This is a genomic window from Halomonas sp. SSL-5 (assembly GCF_030708455.1).
Classification (GTDB): Bacteria; Pseudomonadota; Gammaproteobacteria; order Pseudomonadales; family Halomonadaceae; genus Halomonas.
The window spans coordinates 90,618-110,941 of the sequence record NZ_JAUYWF010000005.1 but is presented as its reverse complement, the minus strand read 5'-3'; the positions used below and the strand labels follow the sequence as shown (position 1 = coordinate 110,941).

Below are 20,324 nucleotides of genomic sequence, written 5' to 3'. Positions count from 1 at the left end.
GGCGAAGGCACCACTTTACGACACTGCGGTGACAATCACGTGACAGCGCTACTCGGCGGGCGGCTGCGAGGCCAGCCATTCACGCTGCCGGGCCAGACTGGCCTCGGTCAGGTCCACGAAGCCCAGCTCCTCGACCACGCTCTGACCCAGTGGGGAGAACACCAGCTCGAGGAAGGCCCGCTCCGGGCCGGGCAATGCGCCGCCGGGTGGCAGGTTCAGGTAGAGGTAGAGCGCGCGCGACAGCGAGTAGTCGCCACGGCGCACCGCCTGCGGCGTGGGCGAAGCGGCCTCCCCCGTCGCGTCACGACGCGGCAACGCCTTGACGCCGGTGGTCAGGTGGTTGAGGCCAGCGAAGCCGATGGCCGAGGGCTCGGCGGCCACCGCGGCCACCACGGCCGCCGAGCCGGGGTGCTCGTTGAGACGCACTCGATAGCTGCCACCGCACAACGCTCGCATGCGGAACAGATCATGGGTTCCCGAGGCGACGTTGCGCCCGTGTAGCACGATGCGGTCACCGGGCAGCGTCACCCCGAGCTGGCTCCAGCGCTCGATGGGCCGCTCGGCGCCACAGCGACGCGACTCGGAGAAGATGGCATCCAGCTCCCGTCGGCTGAGACTCTTAAGCGGATTGTGGCGGTGCACGATGACCGCCAGGGCATCACGGGCCACCTCCAGCTCCACGGGAGGATAGCCGTGGCGCTCGATGAAGGTCCCGCGCTCGACCTCGTTCATGGGCCGCGACATGGCCCCCAGGCGCGTGGTGCCTGCCGCCAGGGCGGCGGGAGCGCTGGCCGAGCCGCTGGCCTGGAACTGCAGGCGCACCCCCGGGTGGCGTTCGGTCAGCAACTCACCCCAGCGCAGCATCAGCCCCGCCAGGGTATCCGAGCCCACCGCGCCCAGGGGCCCGACGACGTCATCCGCCGGCAGCCGCGCCGACAGCAGGGTCAGCAGCCCGCCGAGCAGCAGGGCCATCCAGCGCCCTCGTCTGTGCCCTAGGCTGGGCCTGCCGATTACCGCCATGCTACCTCCCCAGATCGTTGCTCCTCCGGCGCATGATACCCCAACCTGGCCGACAGGCCGGACGGGGCTGGAGGGCGGGCCGGGCTGGGTTTACCATGGGCCGCGGTCTCGCCCCCCAATAACAAGCCAGGATGATGACACCTTCATGACAGACCTCGATGACAGCCCCCGCCCGCGGGGCGAGCTGACCCTCAAGCTGCTGGCCAGTCGCCAGGATACCAACCTCCACGGTGACATCGCCGGCGGCTGGCTGGTCGCGCATATGGATCAGGCCGCCGAGCTGGCCGCCGACCGGGAGGCCAATGGCCGCACCGCCACCGTGGCCATCGAGGCCATGGACTTCCTGTGCCCGGTGCGGGTCGGCTCCATGGTAAACATCTTCACCCGCCTGGTGGAGATCGGCCACAGCTCCATCCGCATCGACGTCGAGGTGTGGATCCGCCAGCCCCATGAGCGCAACTCCGACGAGCTCCACAAGGTCACCGAGGCGCGCTTCGTGATGGTGGCCATGGATGACAAGGGGCGCATCCGCGCGGTACACCAGTAGGCTCACCTCCCCACCGGGTCTTCCAACGCAACGGGGGCGCCAGCCGGCGCCCCCGTTGCGTTGCAGGAAGGGGACGAATCAGGCGCCAACCGCCTCACGCGCCTTGAGGTAGGCGAACTCGCCGGCGTCGTTGGAGGGCCGCACCAGCGTCTGGAAGGCGACGTAGGAGTCATGGACCTTCTTCGAGTCCGCATCGTTCGCGACCTGCTCGGCGATCACCTCCTGGGAGGCCTCATAGAGCGCCTTCATCACATCCTCGGGGAAGCTGCGCAGCTTGACCCCGTGCTCGTCGACCAGGGTCTCCAGGGCCTGGGCGTTGCGGAACGTGAACTCGCTGATCATCGCCAGGTTGGACGCCCGGGCCGCCTCGGTCACCACCGCCTTGAGGTCGTCGGGCAGCGCGTTCCAGGCGTCCAGGTTGACGGTCCCCTCGAGGATCGCACTGGGCTCGTTCCAGGCCGAGGTGTAGTAGTAGTCGGCCACCTGGTGCAGACCGAAGGCCAGGTCGTTGTAGGGGCTGACCCAGTCGGCGGCATCCAGCACCCCGGTCTGCATGGAGGTGAAGATCTCCGAGCCCGGCATGTTGACGGTGGTGACGCCGATGCGGTTCATCGCCTCGCCGGCAAGGCCAGGCAGGCGCAGCTTGATCCCCTGCAGGTCTTCCAGGGAGTTGATCTCCTTCTTGAACCAGCCGCCGGGCTGGGTGGTGGTGTTTCCCACCGGGAAGGGCTTGAGGTTGTGCTTGGCATAGACCTCGTCCCACAGCTCCTGGCCGCCGCCGTGATAGAGCCAGGCATTGGTCTCCTGGGTGTTCATGCCGAAGGGCACGGCGGTGAAGAACTGCGCCGCGGCCACCTTGCCACGCCAGTAGTAGGAGGCGGAGTGGCCCATCTCGGCGGTGCCGGCGGCCACGGCATCGAACACCTCCAGCGCCGGCACCAGCTCACCGGCGCCGTGCACGCGAATGCGCATGCGCCCACCCGACAGCGTCTCGATGCGCTGGGCGAAGTCGTTGGCACCGGTGCCGAGTGCCGGGAAGTTCTTGGGCCATGAGGTGACCATGTCCCAGGTGATGGTCTCCTGGGCCTTGGCGGTGGAGACGAAGGGGGCGGCGGCGATACCGGCGGCGCCGGCACCCAGGGTCTTGATGCTGTTCTTGAGAAAGAGACGGCGTTGCATGCGGCATGACTCCGAAAGCTTATTATTTAGGGCCACGGAGCGAGACTTGGCCGTGGCAGTGTCCGCGAAACAGTATGCTCCAGGGCCGAGCTCGCTCACAAGCTGGCGGCCTGTCGTGGACGTCAACGGAAGGTCATGGCGCCGCGCTGATCACAGCGGCGTCAGCTTGGCGAATCCCAGCACCAGCCACTTGTCGCCCTCGCCCTCGAAGCTGACCTGCACCCGGGCCCGGGGCCCCTCGCCCTCGGCGTTGAGGATCACCCCCTCGCCGAACACCGGATGGCGCACCCGCTGGCCCAGGGAGAGCGAGGGCAGGTCGTCGCCGCCGTTGACCTCGCTCTGGCGCAACCCGGCGGGGCGCGAGGCGGTCACCGGCCGCGACACCTGACCGCGCAGGCGCACCTCCTCCAGGTACTCCTCGGGGATCTCGCGCAGGAAGCGCGAGGCGCGCTGGAAGGTCTCCTTGCCATGCAGCCGGCGAATCTCGGCGTGGGTCAGATAGAGCTTGTGCATGGCGCGGGTCAGGCCCACGTAGCAGAGGCGGCGCTCCTCCTCGAGGCGGCCCGGCTCCTCCGCCGACATGCGGTGGGGAAAGAGTCCCTCCTCCACCCCGGCGATGAACACCACCGGGAACTCGAGGCCCTTGGCGGAGTGCAGGGTCATCAGCTGGACGCCGTCCTCGAACTCGTCGGCCTCGTGGTCGCCGGCGTTGAGCGCCGCCTCGGAGAGGAAGGCCTCCAGGGCCGCGGCACCTTCGCCGGCCTCCGGCGGGTCGAAGGATTCGCCCTGGGTGAAGGCCCTGGCCGCGGTGACCAGTTCCTCGAGGTTCTCGACCCGGGCCTGGCCCTTCTCGCCCCTCTCGTTGCGATGGTGCTCGAGCAGGCCGGTGCGCTCGATCACATGGTCGATGATCTCATGCAGCGCCAGGCCGGCGCTGTCGTTGTCCAGAGCGTCGATCAGGTCGGCGAAGACCTGCAGGGCGCTGCCGGCGCGCCCCTTGAGGGAGCCATCGCCCAGGCCGTCGTGGAGCGCCTGCCACAGCGATACGCCGCCCTCCCGGGCACGCTGGCGCAGCAGCTCCACGGTCCGCGTGCCGATGCCGCGGGCCGGCACGTTGATCACCCGCTCCAGGGAGGCGTCGTCGTCGCGGTTGAGCAGCAGGCGCAGGTAGGCCAGGGCGTTCTTGATCTCCAGGCGCTCATAGAAGCGATGGCCACCGTAGATGCGGTAGGGCACGCCCTGGCGGATCAGGGTCTCCTCGATCACCCGCGACTGGGCGTTGGAGCGGTAGAGGATGGCGATCTCGCGACGGTTGACGCCCTCCTCGACGCGCTCACGCAGGGTGTCGACGATGAAGCGCGCCTCGTCGAGGTCATTGAAGCCGCTGTAGACCGAGATCGGCTCGCCCCGATCGCCGGCGGTCCACAGCTCCTTGCCCATGCGCTCGGTATTGTGGCTGATCAGGGCGTTGGCGGCCTCGAGGATGGCGCTGGTGGAGCGATAGTTCTGCTCCAGGCGCACGGTCTTCGTACCGGAGAACTCGCGCTCGAAGCGACGGATGTTCTCCACCCGGGCACCGCGCCAGCCATAGATCGACTGGTCATCGTCACCCACCACGGTCATCGGCGTGGTCATGCCGGTGAGCAGCTTGAGCCAGGCGTACTGCAGGGTATTGGTATCCTGGAACTCGTCCACCAGCACATGGGCGAAGCGCTCCCGGTAATGGGCCAGCAGCGCCGGGTTGTCGCGCAGCAGCTCGAGGCTGCGCAGCAGCAGCTCGCCGAAGTCCACCAGGCCGCCGCGTTCGCAGGTGAGCTGGTAGCGCTCGTAGAGCTCGACCATCTGGCTCAGGTAGGCGTCACCGTGGACGTCCACCTGGTGGGGACGCAGCCCCTCCTCCTTGCAGCCGGAGATGAACGACTGCACCTGACGCGGCTGGAAGCGCTCGTCGTCGACGTCATTTTCCTTGATCAACCGCTTGACCAGCCGCAGCTGGTCGTCGGCGTCGATGATCTGGAAGTGCTGGGGCAGGCGGGCATCCTGCCAGTGGGTGCGCAGCAGGCGATGGGCGATGGAGTGGAAGGTGCCCACCCAGACGTGGCGCAGCGAGAGGCCCAGCAGCGCCTCCAGGCGGGTACGCATCTCGCGCGCCGCCTTGTTGGTGAAGGTCACGGCCAGCACCGCGTAGGGCGAGAGCCCCTCGGCCTGCATCAGCCAGGCGATGCGATGCACCAGCACCCGGGTCTTGCCGGAGCCGGCCCCGGCCAGTACCAGCATGTTGCCCTGGGGGGCGCTGACCGCCTCGCGCTGGGCGGCATTCAGGTGGTCGAGGATCGGCGTGACGTCGTCCATGGGGAGGGCATCGCTGCTCGGAAAATGGGCCGACAGCTTAGCATACTGGCCCATTCAGAGCCGGAGCCGTAACAAACCGGAGAGAGTCGGGGCTGATCCGTCGACAAGCCCCGGAGCGCCGGACCTCCTCTTCGGCTTGTCCCCGGCGCCCCTTGTTCTAGAGCTTCCCTTCCTGCTCAGGGAAACGCAGCGGCGTCAGGCTCTTCTTCACTTCCTTGAGCTGCTCGGCGAGTTTCGGCCCGCGGGTCTTGGCCACGCCCACGGCGAGCACGTCGACCAGCACCAGATGGGCGATGCGCGAGCTCATGGGGGTGTAGATCTCGGTGTCCTCGTGGACATCGATGTAGAGCGGCAGGGTCACCTCCTCGGCCAGCGGCGAGTCGCTGGGGCACAGCCCGATCACGGTGGCACCGGCCTCCCGGGCCAGGCGCACGCTGGCCACCAGCGCCCGGGTACGCCCGGTCTGGGAGATGGCCACCACCACGTCGCCCTCCTTCAGGGTCACCGCCGACATGTTCTGCATGTGCGGGTCGGCATAGGCGGCGGTGGAGATCTGCAGGCGGAAGAACTTGTGCTGGGCATCGAAGGCTACCGCGCCGGAGGCGCCGAAGCCGTAGAACTCGACCCGGTTGGCCATGGCCAGGGCATTGATCGCCTGGCTCAGGGCCTCGTTGTCGAGGCGGTCGCGCACCGACAGCAGGGTGCCCACGGTAGAGTCGAAGATGCTCTGGGAAAATTCCGCCACCGAATCGCTGTCGTTCATCGAGAACTGGGCGAACTGGCTGCCGGTGGCCAGCATCTGTGCCAGCTGGAGCTTGAAGTCCTGGAATCCGTTGCAGCCCAGCGCCCGGCAGAAGCGCACCACCGTGGGCTCGCTGACCTTGGCCTCGGTGGCCAGGTCGACGATGCGCATATGGATCACTTCCTCGGGGTTGCGCAGCACGAAGCGGGCCACCTTCTGCTCGGAGCGGCGGAAGTGCTCCATGCGGCGTCTCATCTCATCGAACAGGGCACGGCTCACGCGGAACTCCTTGGCTGGCCACCGCAGGGCGGCGACGGGGCAATCATGGTATCTGCCTACAGTATGCCCGAAGGCGGAAGGATGGGCAGCGTCGCCGTGCGTTGGCACAGCGTTGTGGCAGAACGCCCACACCGTCATCATTCTGTCAAGTGAGGTATAGTAATAAATGCAGTGTCGCGTAGCGTACAAGGAGAGCGTCGATCATGCACAAGACCGAACGGTTAACCTCCCTGAAGAGTGAACTCCTCGACATCTTCATGAGCATGGAAGTCCAGGAACACGAACAGCGCAGCCGCACCGCCGCCCAGCGCCACCTGCGCGCCCGGCGTGGCATCGAGCTCCACAGCGAGTTCAAGCGGCTGTCGCGTGACATCGCCGAGTTGCCCGAGGACGAACTCGCCGAAGACACCATGCACTGAGCACCACCCCATCACGCGTCGAGCCCCGCGAAGGCGGGGCTCGACTGGGCTTGCGCCCCGGGAGTACTACCGGTGCGGTGGCGCTCTAAGGGGCCTAGACCAGGCCGTAGACGAACACCGCGATCACGCCGATCGGCGCCACCACCCGGGCGACGACCTGCCACAGCTGGGCCTGGACACCGGAGAGCCCCAGTTCACCCAGCACGCTGTCACGATCGAGGCGCCAGGCCACGAACAGGATCGCCCCCAGGCCGGTGAGCGGCAGCATGAACTTGCTGGTCAGAGTATCCAGGAAGTCGAAGATATTCAGGCCCGCGATCGACAGTTCGCTCCAGACATTGAACGACATCAGCGCGGCGATGCCCAGCGCCCAGACCGCCACGCCGGCCACCAGGGTGGCGGCGACGCGAGACAGCGGGGTGCGCTCCTCGAGCAGCTCCACCGTCGGTTCCAGCAGCGAGATGGCCGAGGTCAGGGCGGCGAAGGTCAGCAACAGGAAGAACATCAGGCCGAGGATGGTGCCGCCTGCCATGTTGCCGAAGGCCAGCGGCAGGGTGACGAAGATCAGTCCCGGCCCCTCGCCCGGGCTCAGGCCGTTGGCGAAGACGATGGGAAAGATCGCCATGCCGGCGAGCAGCGCGATTACGGTATCGAAGATGATCACGGTGCGGGCGGTGCTGATCAGGCTGACGTCCTCACCCAGGTAGGAGCCGTAGGCCATCATGATGCCCATGCCCAGCGACAGGGTGAAGAAGGCCTGGCCCATGGCGGCCAGCACCACCTCGCCGTTGATGGCGCTCCAGTCGGGGCTGAACATGAAGGCCATGGCCTCGCCGAAATGCCCGGTGGTCATGCCGTAGATCACCAGGATCACCATCAGGATCACCAGCGCCGGCATCAGGGTGCGTACGGCGCCCTCCAGGCCCTTGGTCACGCCGCGGGCGACGATGAAGATCACCAACGCCATGAAGGCGGTGTGCCACAGGGTAAGGGCGGTGGGGTTGGCCAGCAGGCCACTGAACAGGGCGCCGATGCCGTCGGAGTCCTGACCGCTGAACTGGCCGGTGATCGAGCCCAGGGTATAGGAGAGCGACCAGCCGCCGATGACGCTGTAGAAGGAGAGGATCAGGAAGGCGGCGAGCACGCCGCTGGCGCCGACCAGCGCCCAGGCCGGCATTCGACCACTCTTGCGGGCCAGATCGATCATGGAATTGATCGGGTTCTCCTGGCCGCGGCGGCCGATCAGCCACTCGGCGACCAGGATCGGCAGCCCCACCAGGGCCACACAGGCCAGGTAGATGAGCACGAAGGCCGCGCCCCCGCTGTCACCCACCATGTAGGAGAAGCGCCAGATATTGCCCAGCCCCACCGCCGAACCGGTGGCTGCCAGGATGAAGGCCATCTTCGATGACCACTGTGCGTGGGAGAGTTTCGACATGTTTCACCCTGAGTGTACGTGTCACCAACGGCCGATCCGGCGCGATGGCGGCTTGTGCTTGTCATTGCCACGTCCAGAGCGCCCCGGGTCACGGGGCACCGTCAAGAGTGGCAGGGATCCAGGCAGGATCGCTGCCGCTGCGCCCGCGACAGTCGGCGGGTTGCCATCTACCGCGGGCGCCGAAGCGCCGGAATATCGCAAGATCCACGCGGGTTAGGCGCAAGATCCAGTCAAATTCCAGGGATAAAGACGCTCCGGACCATAAAACTATCCGATCAAACGCCCGATGGCCAGCGTCTTTTGGGGTGCAACACTTGTGCCGCCGGGAACCATCCTAGGGACCGAACAGGCTGGCCTGTGCCTCGCCGGGAAAGGCGGGAAGCGCAGGCAGTGACAGCCTCGCCGCCAGCCGCTCATGAAGGCGCCTGGCCAGCTGGGGTGCCCGGCGATTGTCGGGAGTATGCACAAACAGGAAAGGGGTTTTCCCCTGATCTATCCACAGGCAGAGGCGCTCGATCCAGGCCTCGAAATAGCGCTCGTTGACCTCCCCGTCGAGATGGCCGATAAAGCGCACCAGCGGCCGATTCCCCGTGGAAAGCACGTGTAATGGGCGTCTCGGCTTCTCGCGCTGGGCCTGCTGCAGGCCGGTATGGCCACCGGCAGGTGTCGAGAAGAGCGGCCGCACATCGAGCATCACACGGTCGACCCCGTGAGTTATCAACAATCTGTTCAGGGCGATCTCGACCCTCCCCTTGTGGAAGAATTCGCTGTGACGCACCTCCACGGCGCAAGGAATGCCTGCCGGCCAGCGTGCCAGCAGGGCTTCCAGTCGTCCCAGCTCGTTGCCTCCGAAATCCCTGGGCAGCTGAATCATCAGCGGGCCCAGGCGATCATGCAGCGGCTCGAGCGCCTCGAGGAAGGCATCGAGATCCGACTCGATGCCGACCAGGCGCCGCTCGTGGGTCAGGGCGGCGGGCAGCTTGAAGCAGAAGCGGAAGCCCGGCGGCGACTGGCGGGCCCAGGCCGCCACCGTCTCGGCTCGCGGCGTCCCGCTGTAGAAGGTGGTGTTGCCCTCCACGGCGGAGAATACCCGGGCGTACTCCTCGAGCCCGCCCCCACCCGACGGGTAGAGACCACCCCGCCAGTCGGCATTGGCCCACATGGGCAGCCCCAGGTGCAGGCGAGGCTCGGTTGCACTATGGGGAATGAGGGTTACTCCACCGTCACCGATTTGGCCAGGTTGCGCGGCTGGTCCACGTCGGTGCCCTTGAGCACCGCCACGTGGTAGCTGAGCAGCTGCAGCGGCACGGTATAGAGGATCGGCGCCAGCGCCTCGTGTACCCGGGGAAGATGCAGCACATGGATGCCCTCGGCCGCCTCGAGGCCGACCCCCTCGTCGGCGAACACGAACAGCTCGCCGCCGCGGGCCCGTACCTCCTGGAGGTTGGACTTGAGCTTGTCGAGCAGCTCGTCGTTGGGCGCCACCGAGATCACCGGCATGTCGCTGTCCACCAGCGCCAGGGGGCCGTGCTTGAGCTCCCCGGCAGGGTAGGCCTCGGCGTGGATGTAGGAGATCTCCTTGAGCTTCAGCGCACCTTCCAGGGCGATGGGGAAAAGGGCGCCGCGCCCCAGGAAGAGGGCATGGTGCTTCTCGGCGAAGGCCGTTGAGAGCGCCTCGATGGCCGGATCCAGGGCCAGCACACGCTCCACCAGCCGAGGCAGGCCGCGCAGCGCCGTCACCACGTCGGCCTGCACGGCCTCGTCGAGCCCCCTGATGCGACCCAGCGCCAGGGTCAGCAGCATCAGGGCGGTGAGCTGGGTGGTGAAGGCCTTGGTGGAGGCCACGCCGATCTCGGGGCCGGCCTGGGTCATCAGCGAGAGGTCCGACTCGCGCACCAGGGAGCTGCCCGGCACGTTGCAGATCGCCAGGCTGCCCAGGTAGCCGCCCGCCTTGGCGAAGCGCAGTGCCGCCAGGGTATCGGCGGTCTCGCCGGACTGGGAGAGGGTCACGAACAGGGTCCCCTCGGGCACCACCACCTGGCGGTAGCGATACTCCGAGGCCACCTCCACCTGTACCGGCACGCCAGCGTATTTCTCGAGCCAGTAACGCGCCACCATGCCCGCATGGTAGCTGGTGCCGCAGGCGACGATATGGATCTGCCTGGCCTGCCGGAACAGCGCCTCGGCCTCGGGACCGAAGCTTTCCACCAGCGCCGAGCGATCCCCCAGCCGCCCCTCCAGGGCGGCGGCGATCACCGCCGGTTGCTCATGGATCTCCTTGAGCATGAAGTGGCGATACTCGCCCTTGCTGGCGGCGCCGTCGCCATGTTCGAAGGTGTGCACCTCGCGCTCCACCGCCGCGCCCTCGGCGTCGAACACCTCGATGCGCCCGCCGGCGGAGAGGCGCACCGCGTCGCCCTCCTCCAGGTAGATGAAGCGGTCGGTGACCTGCAGCAGTGCCAGCGGGTCGGAGCCCAGGAAGGCCTCGCCGATGCCCACGCCCACCACCAGCGGGCTGCCCTTGCGAGCGCCGATCACGACATCGGGTTCCGCGGCGTGGATGACCCCCAGCGCATAGGCCCCGTCCAGCCGGGCCAGCACCCGCTGCACCGCGGCAAGCAGGTCACCGGCCTGGCGGCTCTCGCGCTCCAGCAGGTGAGCGATCACCTCGGTGTCGGTCTCGGAGCTGAAGACATAGCCCTCGGCCTCGAGCTCGCGACGCAGCGCCTCATGGTTCTCGATGATGCCGTTGTGCACCACCGCCAGGCGCTCGCCGGACTGGTGGGGATGCGCATTCACCTCGCTGGGCCGACCGTGGGTCGCCCAGCGGGTGTGGGCGATCCCGCTGCGTCCCGGCAACGGCTCGGCGACCAGGCGCTCCTCCAGGGCCGCCACCTTGCCCATCGCGCGGCGACGCTGCAGGCTGCCGTCGGCGGCGAGCACCGCCATGCCGGCGGAGTCATAGCCGCGATACTCCAGGCGCTTGAGACCCTCCAGGAGAATCCCCTCCACGTTGCGCTCGGCAACGGCTCCGACGATTCCACACATCGCTGTCTTTCTCCTCAGTCGTCCTGCTTGCGGGGTCGCGGCCAGTCGGCCTTGCTGACCTGGCGGGCCCGGGTCACTGCCAGGGCGTTGTCGGGCACGTCCTTGGCGACGGTGGAGCCGGCCCCCACCGTGGCGCCACGGCCGATGCTCACCGGTGCCACCAGGGCGCTGTTGGAGCCGATGAAGGCGTCGTCACCGATCTCGGTACGGTGCTTGTTGGCGCCGTCGTAGTTGCAGGTGATGGTGCCGGCACCGACGTTGACGCCACGCCCGAGGCGGGCGTCGCCCACGTAGCTCAGGTGATTGATCTTGCTGCCCTCTCCCACCTCGACGTTCTTGGTCTCGACGAAGTTGCCCACCTTGGCCCCCACCGCCAGGCGCGAACCGGGACGCAGGCGGGCGAAGGGCCCGATGGTAGCGCGTCCGGCGATCACCGCGCCCTCGATGACGCTGTGGGACTCGATCACGCTCTCGGCGCCGATATGGCTGTCACGGATCACGCAGTGAGGGCCGATACGCACCCCCTCGCCGAGCTCCACGTCGCCCTCGAAGACGCAGCCCACGTCGATCTCCACGTCGTGGCCGCAGGTAAGGCGGCCGCGCACATCGAGACGCGACGGGTCGGCGAGCGCCACGCCCTCGGCCATCAACCGCTCGGCGATGGCCTGCTGATGGGCACGCTCCAGGCGCGCCATCTGCGCCCGGTTGTTGACGCCCTCCACCTCGACCGGGTCGGCCGGCTGGGCGGTGACCACCCTGACCCCCTCGGCGGCGGCCATGGCGATGATATCGGTGAGGTAGTACTCGCCCTGGGCATTGTCGGCGGAGAGCCTCGGCAGCCAGCGACGCAGCTGGTCGGCGGTCATCGCCATGATGCCGGTATTGCACTCGCGCACCGCACGCTCGCTCTCGCTGGCATCCTTGTGCTCGACGATGGCGACTGCCTGTCCCTCGGCGTTGCGCAGGATGCGTCCATAGCCGCCGGGATCGTCGAGGGTCACGGTGAGCAGCCCCAGGTGGTCGTCATCGACGCCCTCCAGCAGCCGCTCGAGGGTCGCGCGATGGATCAGCGGCACATCGCCGTAGAGCACCAGCACGCGGCCGTTGCCGAGCCCCTCGAGGGCCTGGGCCACGGCATGGCCGGTGCCCTTCTGCTCGGCCTGCAGGGCGAAGTGCACCCGGCAGTCGGCCAGCGCCTCGCGCACCTTCTCGGCGCCATGGCCCACCACCACATGGGTGCGCTCGGCGCACAGCCCCGCGGCGGTGTCGATCACGTGGCGCACCATGGGCTTGCCGGCCAGACGGTGCAGCACCTTGGGCAGGGTCGAGCGCATCCGGGTGCCCTGCCCGGCGGCCAGTATCACGACGTCAAGTGTCATCCATCACTCCTGATCCTGTTGTTCCTGTGGCTGCGAGCGACCGCCGGGCATGGCCTCGAGGCCGAGCTCCTCCACCCGCGCCTCGCCGAAGCGCTCGACGAAGGCGGGGGTGACCCGGCTCGTCCAGCCGTCATCCTCGCGTATGATCATCAGTGCACTCAGTTGGCGCTCCCGGGCCAGCGCCATGCCCGCCTCCTCGCCCAGCACCATCAGCGCCGTGGCCCAGGCATCCGCCCAGGCGTTGGACGCGTGGAAGACGCTCACCGAGGCGAGCCGATGGGTGATCGGGCGCCCGTTGCGCGGGTCCAGGGTGTGGGAGTAGCGCCGCCCGTTCTCCTCGAAGTAGTTGCGGTAGTCGCCGGAGGTGGCCACCGAGACATCGTGCAGCGGCAGCACGTGCCGCGCCTCCTGGCGATCCTCCAGGGGCGCCTCGATGCCGATGCGCCAGGGCTCCGCATCGCCGTCGCGGTAGCCGCTGGCGAGCAGGTCACCGCCGAGGTTCACCAGGTAGTGCTCGATTCCCTCGCGGTCCAGGAAGGCGGCCACCCGGTCGGTGGCGTGCCCCTTGGCCACCCCGCCCAGGTCGACAGTCACCTCCCGGGTTCGCCTGGCCTCACGCCGCTGCTCGTCGAGCTCCAGGGCATCCGTGCCGATCTGCGCCAGTCGCTCGGCCAGCTCATCCTCGGCGGGAATCTCCCTGGGGCGCGCCTCGGCGCCGAAGCTCCACAGGTTGACCAGCCCGCCGATGGTCATGTCGAAGGCGCCGTCGCTGGCCTCGGCCACCGACCGGCCGATGGCCAGCACCTGGACCAGCGCGTCGGAGAGCGGCTGCCACTCCCCCGGCGGGGCCTGGTTGAAGGCCGAGAGCTCGGAGTCATCGCGGTAGATCGACATGCTCGCATCGACGGCCTCGAGCTCGGCGAGGATCCCCTCTTCCAGGGCATTGGCCTCGCCCCGGGTCAGGGCGTCGACCAAGGTGACCTGGTAGAAGCTGCCGAAGATACTGCCCTCGAGGCGCACCGGCGACTCGAGCGGCCGATCACGCTCGGAGCAGGCCGCCAGCGCAAGCAGCAGCAGTAGCAGGGGCAACAGCAACGGGCGTCGGATCACGCGGAGCCTCCTCACAGGGTGCTTACCAGAATAGCCACAGCAGCCAGGCGCCGAGAAGCAGCCGATAGATCACGAAGGGCTGCATGCCGACCCGCTTGATGAAGGCCAGGAAGTAGTGGATGCAGAGATAGGCGCTGATGCCCGAGAGCAGGGCCCCCACCGTCAGGGTAAACCAGTCCACCTGGGTCGCGTCGCGGATCAGCCCGAGGACCTCCATCCCGCCGGCCAGCACGATCACCGGGATCGACATCAGGAACGAGAAGCGCGCCGCTCCCTCACGGCTCATGCCCAGCAGCAGCGCCGCGGTGATGGTGATGCCCGAACGGGAGGTGCCGGGAATCAAGGCCAGTGCCTGGGCCAGCCCGATCAGCAGGGCATCGCGCAAGGTCAGCTGATACTCGTCGCGGCTGCCGCGATGGCGCAGGTCCGCGTAGGCCAGCAGCAGCCCGAAGGCGATCAAGCCGAAGGCGATGATCAGCGGCGAGCGCATGCCTTCCGCGATGGCATCATGAAAGGCCAGCCCCACCACGCACACCGGGATCGTCGCCAACAGCACCCACCAGGCCAGACGGGCGTCCGGGTCCACTCCGCGTCCCGCCAGGGAGCCTCCCCAGCTCACCGCCATGCGTACCAGCTCCTGACGGAAGTAGAGCACCACCGCGGCCAGGCTGCCGATATGCAGCGCCACGTCGAAGGCCAGCCCCTGGTCGCCCCAGTCGGTAAGCGCCGGCACCAGGATCAGGTGGGCGGAACTGGAGATCGGCAGGAACTCGGTGAGTCCCTGGACGATGGAGAGTACGACGACCTGAAGCCAATCCATGGAGATTTCCTGTCAGCAGTGACCAGTGTCCGCAGGCGACACGCCGCGCAGAGGATACACGCCCGCGCCCTCGCTGTCCGCCCCGCTTGTGATCGGGTCAGGGCTCATGCAACGGAGAGAACCGCCGTGGCGATACCGAAGTAGATCAGCACCCCCGAGGCGTCGATCAGGGTGGTCACCAGCGGCGCCGAGGCGGTGGCCGGGTCCCAGCCCAGGCGGTCGAGCAGGAAGGGCAGGCACATGCCCAGCAGGCTGCCGAACAGCACGATGATGACCATGCTCATGGCCACCACCAGGGCCACCGCCTCGCCGCCGCGCATCACCCCGATGGGCGCCACCGCCAGGGCCATGGTCAGCCCCAGGGAGCCGGCCACCAGCAGCTCGCGGCCCAGAAGCTTTCCCCAGTCCTTGATGCCCACGTCGCCGGTCGCCATGCCGCGTACCATCAGGGTGGCGGCCTGGGCGCCGGCATTGCCGCCGCTGCCGATCAGCAGCGGCAGGAAGAACACCAGCGCCACCTGGGCGGCGATGGTCTCCTCGAAGTAGGCGATACCCGCTCCGGAGAAGAGGTTGGCGAACACCAGCAGCACCAACCAGGTCACCCGCTTGCGATACAGGCTCCACAGCGGCACCCGGCTGACCCCGTCCTCCAGCGCGCCGATGGACATCCCCTTGTGGATGTCCTCGGTGGCCTCGGACTCGACCACGTCCATGGCGTCGTCATGGGTGACGATGCCCACCAGCCGCGTGTCGGCATCCACCACCGGCAGGGCCAGCAGGTCGTAGCGGGCGACGATGCGCGCCACCTCCTCCTGAGCCTCGCCGACCGGGACGTGAATGACGTCGCGGATCATCAGCTCGTCGATCGCTTCCCCCGGTGGCGCCACCATCAGCTGGCGCAGCGACAGGGTGCCCGCCAGCCGCCCCTGGCCGTCGACGATATAGAGCTGATAGACCGTCTCGGCATCGGGGGCCGTCTGGCGAACCCGCATCATCGCCTGGGAGACCGTCATGCCGCTGGGGATGGCCACATAGTCCGCGGTCATGATCGACCCGGCGGTGCCCTCCTCATAGCTGGCCAGGCGCTTGAGCTCCTCGCGCTCGCGGCGCGCCATGCGTCGCAGCAGCCGCTGGCGACGATCCTCGCCGAGCAGGTTGAAGAGGTCGGCACGCTCGTCGGAGCTCATCTCCTCGAGAATCGCGAGCAGGCGCTCGTCGCTGAGCGCCTCGGCGAGCACCAGCTGGGCGTCGCCAGGCAGGTACCCGAGCACGCTGGCGCGCCGCTCCAGGCGCAGGCGTCCCAGCAGGGCGAGGGCCCGGGGCGGGTCCGCCTCCTCCTCTAGGATCGCCTCGAGGATCTCGCCGATATCCGCCGAACGCAGCTCCGGCAGCAGGGCATCGAGGCGCTCGCCATCCTCCTCGTCGAGGGCCTGGCAGAGTGCAAGCCGATGCGTGTTCAGGCTCTCGGTGAGTGACATGGCATCCTCCATGGCGCCCCAGGGACAGGCCACCGGGATGACAGAGACAAGAACGCCCCCGTACTCGTCGTTGCCGACGAGCAGGGGGCGCGAGACTCACGCAGGGGCGACGCTCAGCCCTTGCCGGCCTTCTTGCGCAGTTGCTGGATCGTGCGCAGCTGGGCCACGGCCTCGGCCAGTTCGGCCGAGGCACGGGTGTAGTCCAGCTCGGCGGACTTGTCGTTGAGGTTCTTCAGCGCATGCTGACGTGCCTCTTCGGCCGCCGCCTCATCGAGGTCATGGGCGCGGGTGGCCGCGTCGGCCAGGATAGTCACCACATCCGGCTGGACTTCCAGGAAGCCTCCCGAGACATAGTAGTTCTCCTCCTGGCCGCCATCATGGATCACCCGCACCGGACCCGGCTTGAGCTCGGTCAGCAGCGGGGCGTGGCCGGGGAGGATCCCCAGCTCGCCCATGCGCCCGGAGGCGATGATCCGCTCGATCTGGCCGGAGAAGATCCCCTCCTCGGCGCTGACGATCTCGCACTTGAAGCTTTTCGTCATGACGACGTCTCCCAGGTAGACGGGATTACTTCATCTGGTTGGCTTTCTCGACGGCCTCGTCGATGGTGCCGACCATGTAGAAGGCCTGCTCCGGCAGCTCGTCGTACTCGCCGTCGAGGATGCCCTGGAAGCCGCGGATGGTGTCCTTGAGGGACACGTACTTGCCGGGCGACCCGGTGAACACCTCGGCCACGAAGAACGGCTGCGACAGGAAGCGCTGGATCTTACGCGCCCGGTTCACGGCCAGCTTGTCCTCGTCGGACAGCTCGTCCATGCCCAGGATCGCGATGATGTCCTTGAGCTCCTTGTAGCGCTGCAGCACGTTCTGCACACCGCGGGCGGTGTTGTAGTGCTCCTCGCCGACGACCAGCGGGTCGAGCTGACGCGAGGTGGAGTCCAGCGGGTCGATGGCCGGATAGATACCCAGCTCGGCGATGGAACGCGCCAGTACCACGGTGGCGTCCAGGTGCGAGAAGGTGGTCGCCGGTGACGGGTCGGTCAGGTCATCCGCGGGCACGTAGACGGCCTGCACGGAGGTGATCGAGCCGGTCTTGGTGGAGGTGATGCGCTCCTGGAGCACACCCATCTCCTCGGCCAGGGTCGGCTGGTAGCCCACCGCGGAGGGCATACGGCCCAGCAGTGCAGACACCTCGGTACCGGCCAGGGTGTAGCGGTAGATGTTGTCGACGAACAGCAGCACGTCGCGGCCTTCATCGCGGAACTTCTCGGCGATGGTCAGGCCGGTCAGGGCCACACGCAGGCGGTTGCCGGGCGGCTCGTTCATCTGACCGTAGACCAGCGATACCTTGTCGATGACGTTGGATTCGGTCATCTCGTGGTAGAAGTCGTTACCCTCACGGGTACGCTCGCCCACGCCGGCGAACACGGAGTAACCGCTGTGCTCGGTGGCGATGTTGCGGATCAGTTCCATCATGTTGACGGTCTTGCCCACACCGGCGCCGCCGAACAGGCCGACCTTGCCGCCCTTGGCGAACGGGCAGACCAGATCGATGACCTTGATGCCGGTCTCGAGCAGCTCGTTGGAAGCCGCCTGGTCGGCGTAGCCCGGTGCCTTGCGGTGGATCGGCATGCGCTCGGCCTCGCCGATCTCGCCCGCCTCGTCGATGGGCTCGCCGAGCACGTTCATGATGCGACCCAGCGTCTCCTTGCCCACCGGCACGGAGATGGCCGCACCGGTGTTGGTGACGTCCATGCCACGCTTGAGCCCTTCGGTGGAGCCCATGGCGATGGTACGCACCACGCCATCACCCAGCTGCTGCTGGGTCTCGAGCACGGTCTCGACCTGCGAGACCTTCAGCGCGTCGTAGACCTTGGGAACATCGTCCCGCGGAAACTCTACGTCAATCACCGCGCCGATGATTTGTACGATACGTCCGCTCATCTTGGTTCCTCTCAAATACCTGAAAATGAAACCTGCATGCCGGGAGGGCCATGGCCTCCCTGGCGCTTATACGGCGGCGGCACCACCGACGATCTCGGAAATTTCCTGGGTAATGGCCGCCTGACGGGCCTTGTTGTACACCAGTTCCAGGTCGTCGATCAGATTGCCGGCGTTGTCGGTGGCACTCTTCATGGCGATCATCCGCGCGGCCTGCTCACAGGCCCCGTTCTCGACCACCGCCTGGTACACCTGCGATTCGACGAATCGCACCAGCAGGCTGTCCAGCAGCGCCTTGGCATCCGGCTCATACAGGTAGTCCCAGCTACCGGGACGCGTGTCTTCTTCGTCGTTCGATTCCGACCCCATGTCGGGCGACAGGGGCAACAGCTGACGGACCACCGGCTTCTGGGTCATGGTGTTGACGAACTCGTTGTACACCACGCACAGGCGGTCCAGCCGGCCCTCGTCATAGGCATCCAGCATCACCTTCACGCTGCCGATCAGGTCCTCGACCTCGGGCGCCTCGCCCAGGCCGCTCTTCGCGGCGACGAGGTTGCCCCCGTAGCTCCTGAAGAAACTGCCGGCCTTGCTGCCCAGGGCGCAGAAGTCGAGCTCGGCCCCCTGGTCGCGCCACGCCTTGGCGTCCTTGATCACGGCCTTGAACAGGTTGACGTTCAGGCCGCCACACAGGCCGCGGTCGGTGGATACCACGATGTAACCGACGCGCTCGGCCTCGCGTTCGACCATCCAGGGGTGGCGATACTCGGGATTGGCATCGGCGACATGCGCGACCACGTTGCGGATCTGACGCGCATAGGGCTGGCTGGACTTCATCAGGTCCTGAGCCTTGCGCATCTTCGACGCCGCGACCATTTCCATGGCGCTGGTGATCTTCTGCGTGTTCTTGATGCTCCCGATCTGGGTGCGTATCTCTTTTGCAGCTGCCATAGCGATCTACTCCGTTCGTGGCACTCAGTAAGCTCCAGGGCCCGCCCCACGGGCGGGGCGGGCCAACGGCATTACCAGCTCTGAGTGGCCTTGAACTTCTCGAGACCCTCTTTCAGCCCGTCCTTGATCTCGTCGCTGTAGTCGCCGGTCTGGTTGATCTTGTCGAGCAGCTCGGCGTATTCGGCCTTCATGAAATCGCGCAGGGCGCGCTCGAAGTCCAGCACCTTGTTGACCTCGACCTCCTCCAGGTAGCCCTCGTTGGCGGCATACAGGGAGAGGGCCATCTCGGCCACGGACATCGGCGAGTACTGGTTCTGCTTCATCAGCTCGGTGACGCGCTGACCGTGCTCCAGCTGCTTGCGGGTGGCCTCGTCCAGGTCGGAGGCGAACTGGGCGAAGGCCGCCAGCTCGCGGTACTGGGCCAGGGCCAGGCGCACGCTGCCGCCGAGCTTCTTGATGATCTTGGTCTGGGCCGAACCGCCCACACGGGACACCGACAGGCCGGCGTTAATGGCCGGACGGATGCCCGAGTTGAACAGGTCGGTCTCGAGGAAGATCTGACCGTCGGTGATCGAGATCACGTTGGTCGGTACGAAGGCCGAGACGTCGCCGCCCTGGGTCTCGATGATCGGCAGGGCCGTCAGCGACCCGGTCTTGCCCTTCACCTCGCCATTGGTGAACTTCTCGACGTAGTCGACGTTTACGCGTGCGGCACGCTCGAGCAGGCGGGAGTGGAGGTAGAAGACGTCGCCCGGGAAGGCCTCGCGGCCCGGCGGACGGCGCAGCAGCAGGGAGACCTGGCGATAGGCCACGGCCTGCTTGGAGAGGTCATCGTAGACGATCAGGGCGTCTTCGCCGCGGTCGCGGAAGTACTCGCCCATGGTGCAGCCGGAGTAGGCCGCGAGGAACTGCATCGGGGCCGGGTCGGCGGCGCCGGCGGCGACCACGATGGTGTGCTCCATCGCGCCGTGCTCCTCGAGCTTGCGCACCACGTTGGCAATGGTCGACTGCTTCTGGCCGATGGCCACATAGACGCAGGTGATGCCCTTGCCTTTCTGGTTGATGATCGCATCGATGGCGATGGCCGACTTGCCGATCTGGCGGTCGCCGATGATCAGCTCACGCTGGCCGCGGCCGATCGGCACCATGGCGTCGATGGACTTGAGGCCGGTCTGCACCGGCTCGTCGACCGACTGGCGGGTGATGACGCCGGGGGCGACCTTCTCCACCGCATCGGTCAGCTTGGCGTTGATATCGCCCTTGCCATCGATGGGGTTGCCCAGGGCGTCGACCACGCGGCCGACCAGCTCGGGGCCCACCGGCACCTCGAGGATACGACCGGTACACTGGGCGGTCATGCCCTCTTCGAGCTGCAGGTAGTCGCCCAGCACCACGGCGCCCACGGAGTCGCGCTCGAGGTTGAGCACCATGCCGAAGATGCTGCCGGGGAACTCGATCATTTCACCGAACATCGCGTCCTCGAGGCCGTGGACTTTCACGATGCCGTCGGAAACGCTGACGATGGTGCCCTGGTTGCGGGCTTCGGATGCGACGTCAAGCTTCTCGATACGCTGCTTGATGATGTCGCTGATCTCGGAAGGATTCAGTTGCTGCATGCCAT

At 67.3% G+C, this 20,324-nt stretch carries 17 protein-coding genes; 2 read left to right on the top strand and 15 right to left on the bottom strand.

Features of this window, described 5'->3' with window-relative positions:
* Window positions 1–48: 48 nt before the first annotated feature.
* Window positions 49–972, bottom strand: a complete 924-nt coding sequence (locus tag RAN53_RS07385) for a PstS family phosphate ABC transporter substrate-binding protein (protein WP_305796180.1) — start codon at window positions 970–972, stop codon at window positions 49–51.
* Window positions 973–1,165: 193 nt separating this feature from the next.
* Here RAN53_RS07385 and RAN53_RS07380 point away from each other — a divergent pair, with 193 nt between their 5' ends.
* On the top strand, window positions 1,166–1,567 hold the full coding sequence (locus RAN53_RS07380) for an acyl-CoA thioesterase (RefSeq protein WP_305796179.1): 402 nt from the start codon (window positions 1,166–1,168) through the stop codon (window positions 1,565–1,567).
* 78 nt (window positions 1,568–1,645) lie between these two features.
* Here RAN53_RS07380 and RAN53_RS07375 read toward each other — a convergent pair whose 3' ends face one another.
* The 3 genes from RAN53_RS07375 to hexR form a co-directional block, all read right to left on the bottom strand.
* Complete coding sequence (locus RAN53_RS07375) at window positions 1,646–2,746, bottom strand: TRAP transporter substrate-binding protein (protein ID WP_305796178.1); 1,101 nt, start codon at window positions 2,744–2,746, stop codon at window positions 1,646–1,648.
* A 150-nt stretch (window positions 2,747–2,896) separates the two neighbouring features.
* Complete coding sequence (gene uvrD, locus RAN53_RS07370; RefSeq protein ID WP_305796177.1) at window positions 2,897–5,098, bottom strand: DNA helicase II; 2,202 nt, start codon at window positions 5,096–5,098, stop codon at window positions 2,897–2,899.
* 157 nt (window positions 5,099–5,255) lie between these two features.
* Window positions 5,256–6,119 (bottom strand): transcriptional regulator HexR, encoded by an 864-nt coding sequence (gene hexR, locus RAN53_RS07365; RefSeq protein ID WP_305796176.1) that lies wholly within the window; start codon window positions 6,117–6,119, stop codon window positions 5,256–5,258.
* A gap of 203 nt (window positions 6,120–6,322) precedes the next feature.
* On the opposite strand from hexR, the gene RAN53_RS07360 reads away from it, so the two are divergent.
* Window positions 6,323–6,538 (top strand): PA3496 family putative envelope integrity protein, encoded by a 216-nt coding sequence (locus tag RAN53_RS07360; RefSeq protein WP_305796175.1) that lies wholly within the window; start codon window positions 6,323–6,325, stop codon window positions 6,536–6,538.
* A 94-nt stretch (window positions 6,539–6,632) separates the two neighbouring features.
* Here the strand turns inward: RAN53_RS07360 and RAN53_RS07355 are convergent, their stop codons facing one another.
* The 11 genes from RAN53_RS07355 to atpA all read right to left on the bottom strand — a co-directional run bounded on the left by RAN53_RS07355 (window position 6,633) and on the right by atpA (window position 20,319).
* Window positions 6,633–7,976 carry a sodium-dependent transporter gene (locus RAN53_RS07355; RefSeq protein WP_305796174.1) on the bottom strand — a complete coding sequence of 448 codons (1,344 nt, stop codon included), beginning with the start codon at window positions 7,974–7,976 and terminating at the stop codon, window positions 6,633–6,635.
* A 334-nt stretch (window positions 7,977–8,310) separates the two neighbouring features.
* Window positions 8,311–9,138 (bottom strand): DUF72 domain-containing protein, encoded by an 828-nt coding sequence (locus RAN53_RS07350; RefSeq protein ID WP_305796173.1) that lies wholly within the window; start codon window positions 9,136–9,138, stop codon window positions 8,311–8,313.
* Window positions 9,139–9,188: 50 nt separating this feature from the next.
* Window positions 9,189–11,024: a glutamine--fructose-6-phosphate transaminase (isomerizing) gene (glmS, locus tag RAN53_RS07345; protein ID WP_305796172.1), complete on the bottom strand. Its 1,836-nt coding sequence runs from the start codon at window positions 11,022–11,024 to the stop codon at window positions 9,189–9,191.
* 14 nt (window positions 11,025–11,038) lie between these two features.
* The gene (gene glmU, locus RAN53_RS07340) at window positions 11,039–12,403 is read right to left on the bottom strand and encodes a bifunctional UDP-N-acetylglucosamine diphosphorylase/glucosamine-1-phosphate N-acetyltransferase GlmU (RefSeq protein ID WP_305796171.1); all 1,365 of its coding nucleotides are present in this window, start codon (window positions 12,401–12,403) and stop codon (window positions 11,039–11,041) included.
* Between the two features lie 3 nt (window positions 12,404–12,406).
* Window positions 12,407–13,513, bottom strand: coding sequence for an FAD:protein FMN transferase (locus RAN53_RS07335; RefSeq protein WP_305796170.1), 1,107 nt, complete (start codon window positions 13,511–13,513; stop codon window positions 12,407–12,409).
* 22 nt (window positions 13,514–13,535) lie between these two features.
* Window positions 13,536–14,333, bottom strand: a complete 798-nt coding sequence (locus tag RAN53_RS07330; RefSeq protein ID WP_305796169.1) for an undecaprenyl-diphosphate phosphatase — start codon at window positions 14,331–14,333, stop codon at window positions 13,536–13,538.
* A 104-nt stretch (window positions 14,334–14,437) separates the two neighbouring features.
* A complete protein-coding gene (gene mgtE, locus RAN53_RS07325) occupies window positions 14,438–15,811 on the bottom strand; it encodes a magnesium transporter (RefSeq protein ID WP_305796168.1) in 1,374 nt (457 codons plus the stop codon).
* Between the two features lie 113 nt (window positions 15,812–15,924).
* Window positions 15,925–16,353 carry a F0F1 ATP synthase subunit epsilon gene (locus RAN53_RS07320; protein WP_305796167.1) on the bottom strand — a complete coding sequence of 143 codons (429 nt, stop codon included), beginning with the start codon at window positions 16,351–16,353 and terminating at the stop codon, window positions 15,925–15,927.
* A gap of 25 nt (window positions 16,354–16,378) precedes the next feature.
* A complete protein-coding gene (atpD, locus tag RAN53_RS07315) occupies window positions 16,379–17,755 on the bottom strand; it encodes a F0F1 ATP synthase subunit beta (RefSeq protein WP_305796166.1) in 1,377 nt (458 codons plus the stop codon).
* Window positions 17,756–17,821: 66 nt separating this feature from the next.
* Window positions 17,822–18,703 carry a F0F1 ATP synthase subunit gamma gene (gene atpG, locus RAN53_RS07310; protein ID WP_305796165.1) on the bottom strand — a complete coding sequence of 294 codons (882 nt, stop codon included), beginning with the start codon at window positions 18,701–18,703 and terminating at the stop codon, window positions 17,822–17,824.
* Between the two features lie 71 nt (window positions 18,704–18,774).
* Window positions 18,775–20,319 carry a F0F1 ATP synthase subunit alpha gene (atpA, locus tag RAN53_RS07305; protein ID WP_305796164.1) on the bottom strand — a complete coding sequence of 515 codons (1,545 nt, stop codon included), beginning with the start codon at window positions 20,317–20,319 and terminating at the stop codon, window positions 18,775–18,777.
* Window positions 20,320–20,324: the final 5 nt, after the last annotated feature.

What these genes read in the sequence shown, in the direction of transcription:
- RAN53_RS07380 (WP_305796179.1), top strand. Translation starts at nt 1,166, where the DNA reads ATGACAGACCTCGATGACAGCCCCCGCCCGCGGGGCGAGCTGACCCTC.
- glmS (WP_305796172.1), bottom strand. Translation starts at nt 11,024, where the DNA reads ATGTGTGGAATCGTCGGAGCCGTTGCCGAGCGCAACGTGGAGGGGATT.
- mgtE (WP_305796168.1), bottom strand. Translation starts at nt 15,811, where the DNA reads ATGTCACTCACCGAGAGCCTGAACACGCATCGGCTTGCACTCTGCCAG.
- atpD (WP_305796166.1), bottom strand. Translation starts at nt 17,755, where the DNA reads ATGAGCGGACGTATCGTACAAATCATCGGCGCGGTGATTGACGTAGAG.
- RAN53_RS07330 (WP_305796169.1), bottom strand. Translation starts at nt 14,333, where the DNA reads ATGGATTGGCTTCAGGTCGTCGTACTCTCCATCGTCCAGGGACTCACC.
- RAN53_RS07355 (WP_305796174.1), bottom strand. Translation starts at nt 7,976, where the DNA reads ATGTCGAAACTCTCCCACGCACAGTGGTCATCGAAGATGGCCTTCATC.
- RAN53_RS07350 (WP_305796173.1), bottom strand. Translation starts at nt 9,138, where the DNA reads ATGTGGGCCAATGCCGACTGGCGGGGTGGTCTCTACCCGTCGGGTGGG.
- RAN53_RS07385 (WP_305796180.1), bottom strand. Translation starts at nt 972, where the DNA reads ATGGCCCTGCTGCTCGGCGGGCTGCTGACCCTGCTGTCGGCGCGGCTG.
- uvrD (WP_305796177.1), bottom strand. Translation starts at nt 5,098, where the DNA reads ATGGACGACGTCACGCCGATCCTCGACCACCTGAATGCCGCCCAGCGC.
- atpG (WP_305796165.1), bottom strand. Translation starts at nt 18,703, where the DNA reads ATGGCAGCTGCAAAAGAGATACGCACCCAGATCGGGAGCATCAAGAAC.
- RAN53_RS07320 (WP_305796167.1), bottom strand. Translation starts at nt 16,353, where the DNA reads ATGACGAAAAGCTTCAAGTGCGAGATCGTCAGCGCCGAGGAGGGGATC.
- RAN53_RS07360 (WP_305796175.1), top strand. Translation starts at nt 6,323, where the DNA reads ATGCACAAGACCGAACGGTTAACCTCCCTGAAGAGTGAACTCCTCGAC.
- glmU (WP_305796171.1), bottom strand. Translation starts at nt 12,403, where the DNA reads ATGACACTTGACGTCGTGATACTGGCCGCCGGGCAGGGCACCCGGATG.
- RAN53_RS07375 (WP_305796178.1), bottom strand. Translation starts at nt 2,746, where the DNA reads ATGCAACGCCGTCTCTTTCTCAAGAACAGCATCAAGACCCTGGGTGCC.
- atpA (WP_305796164.1), bottom strand. Translation starts at nt 20,319, where the DNA reads ATGCAGCAACTGAATCCTTCCGAGATCAGCGACATCATCAAGCAGCGT.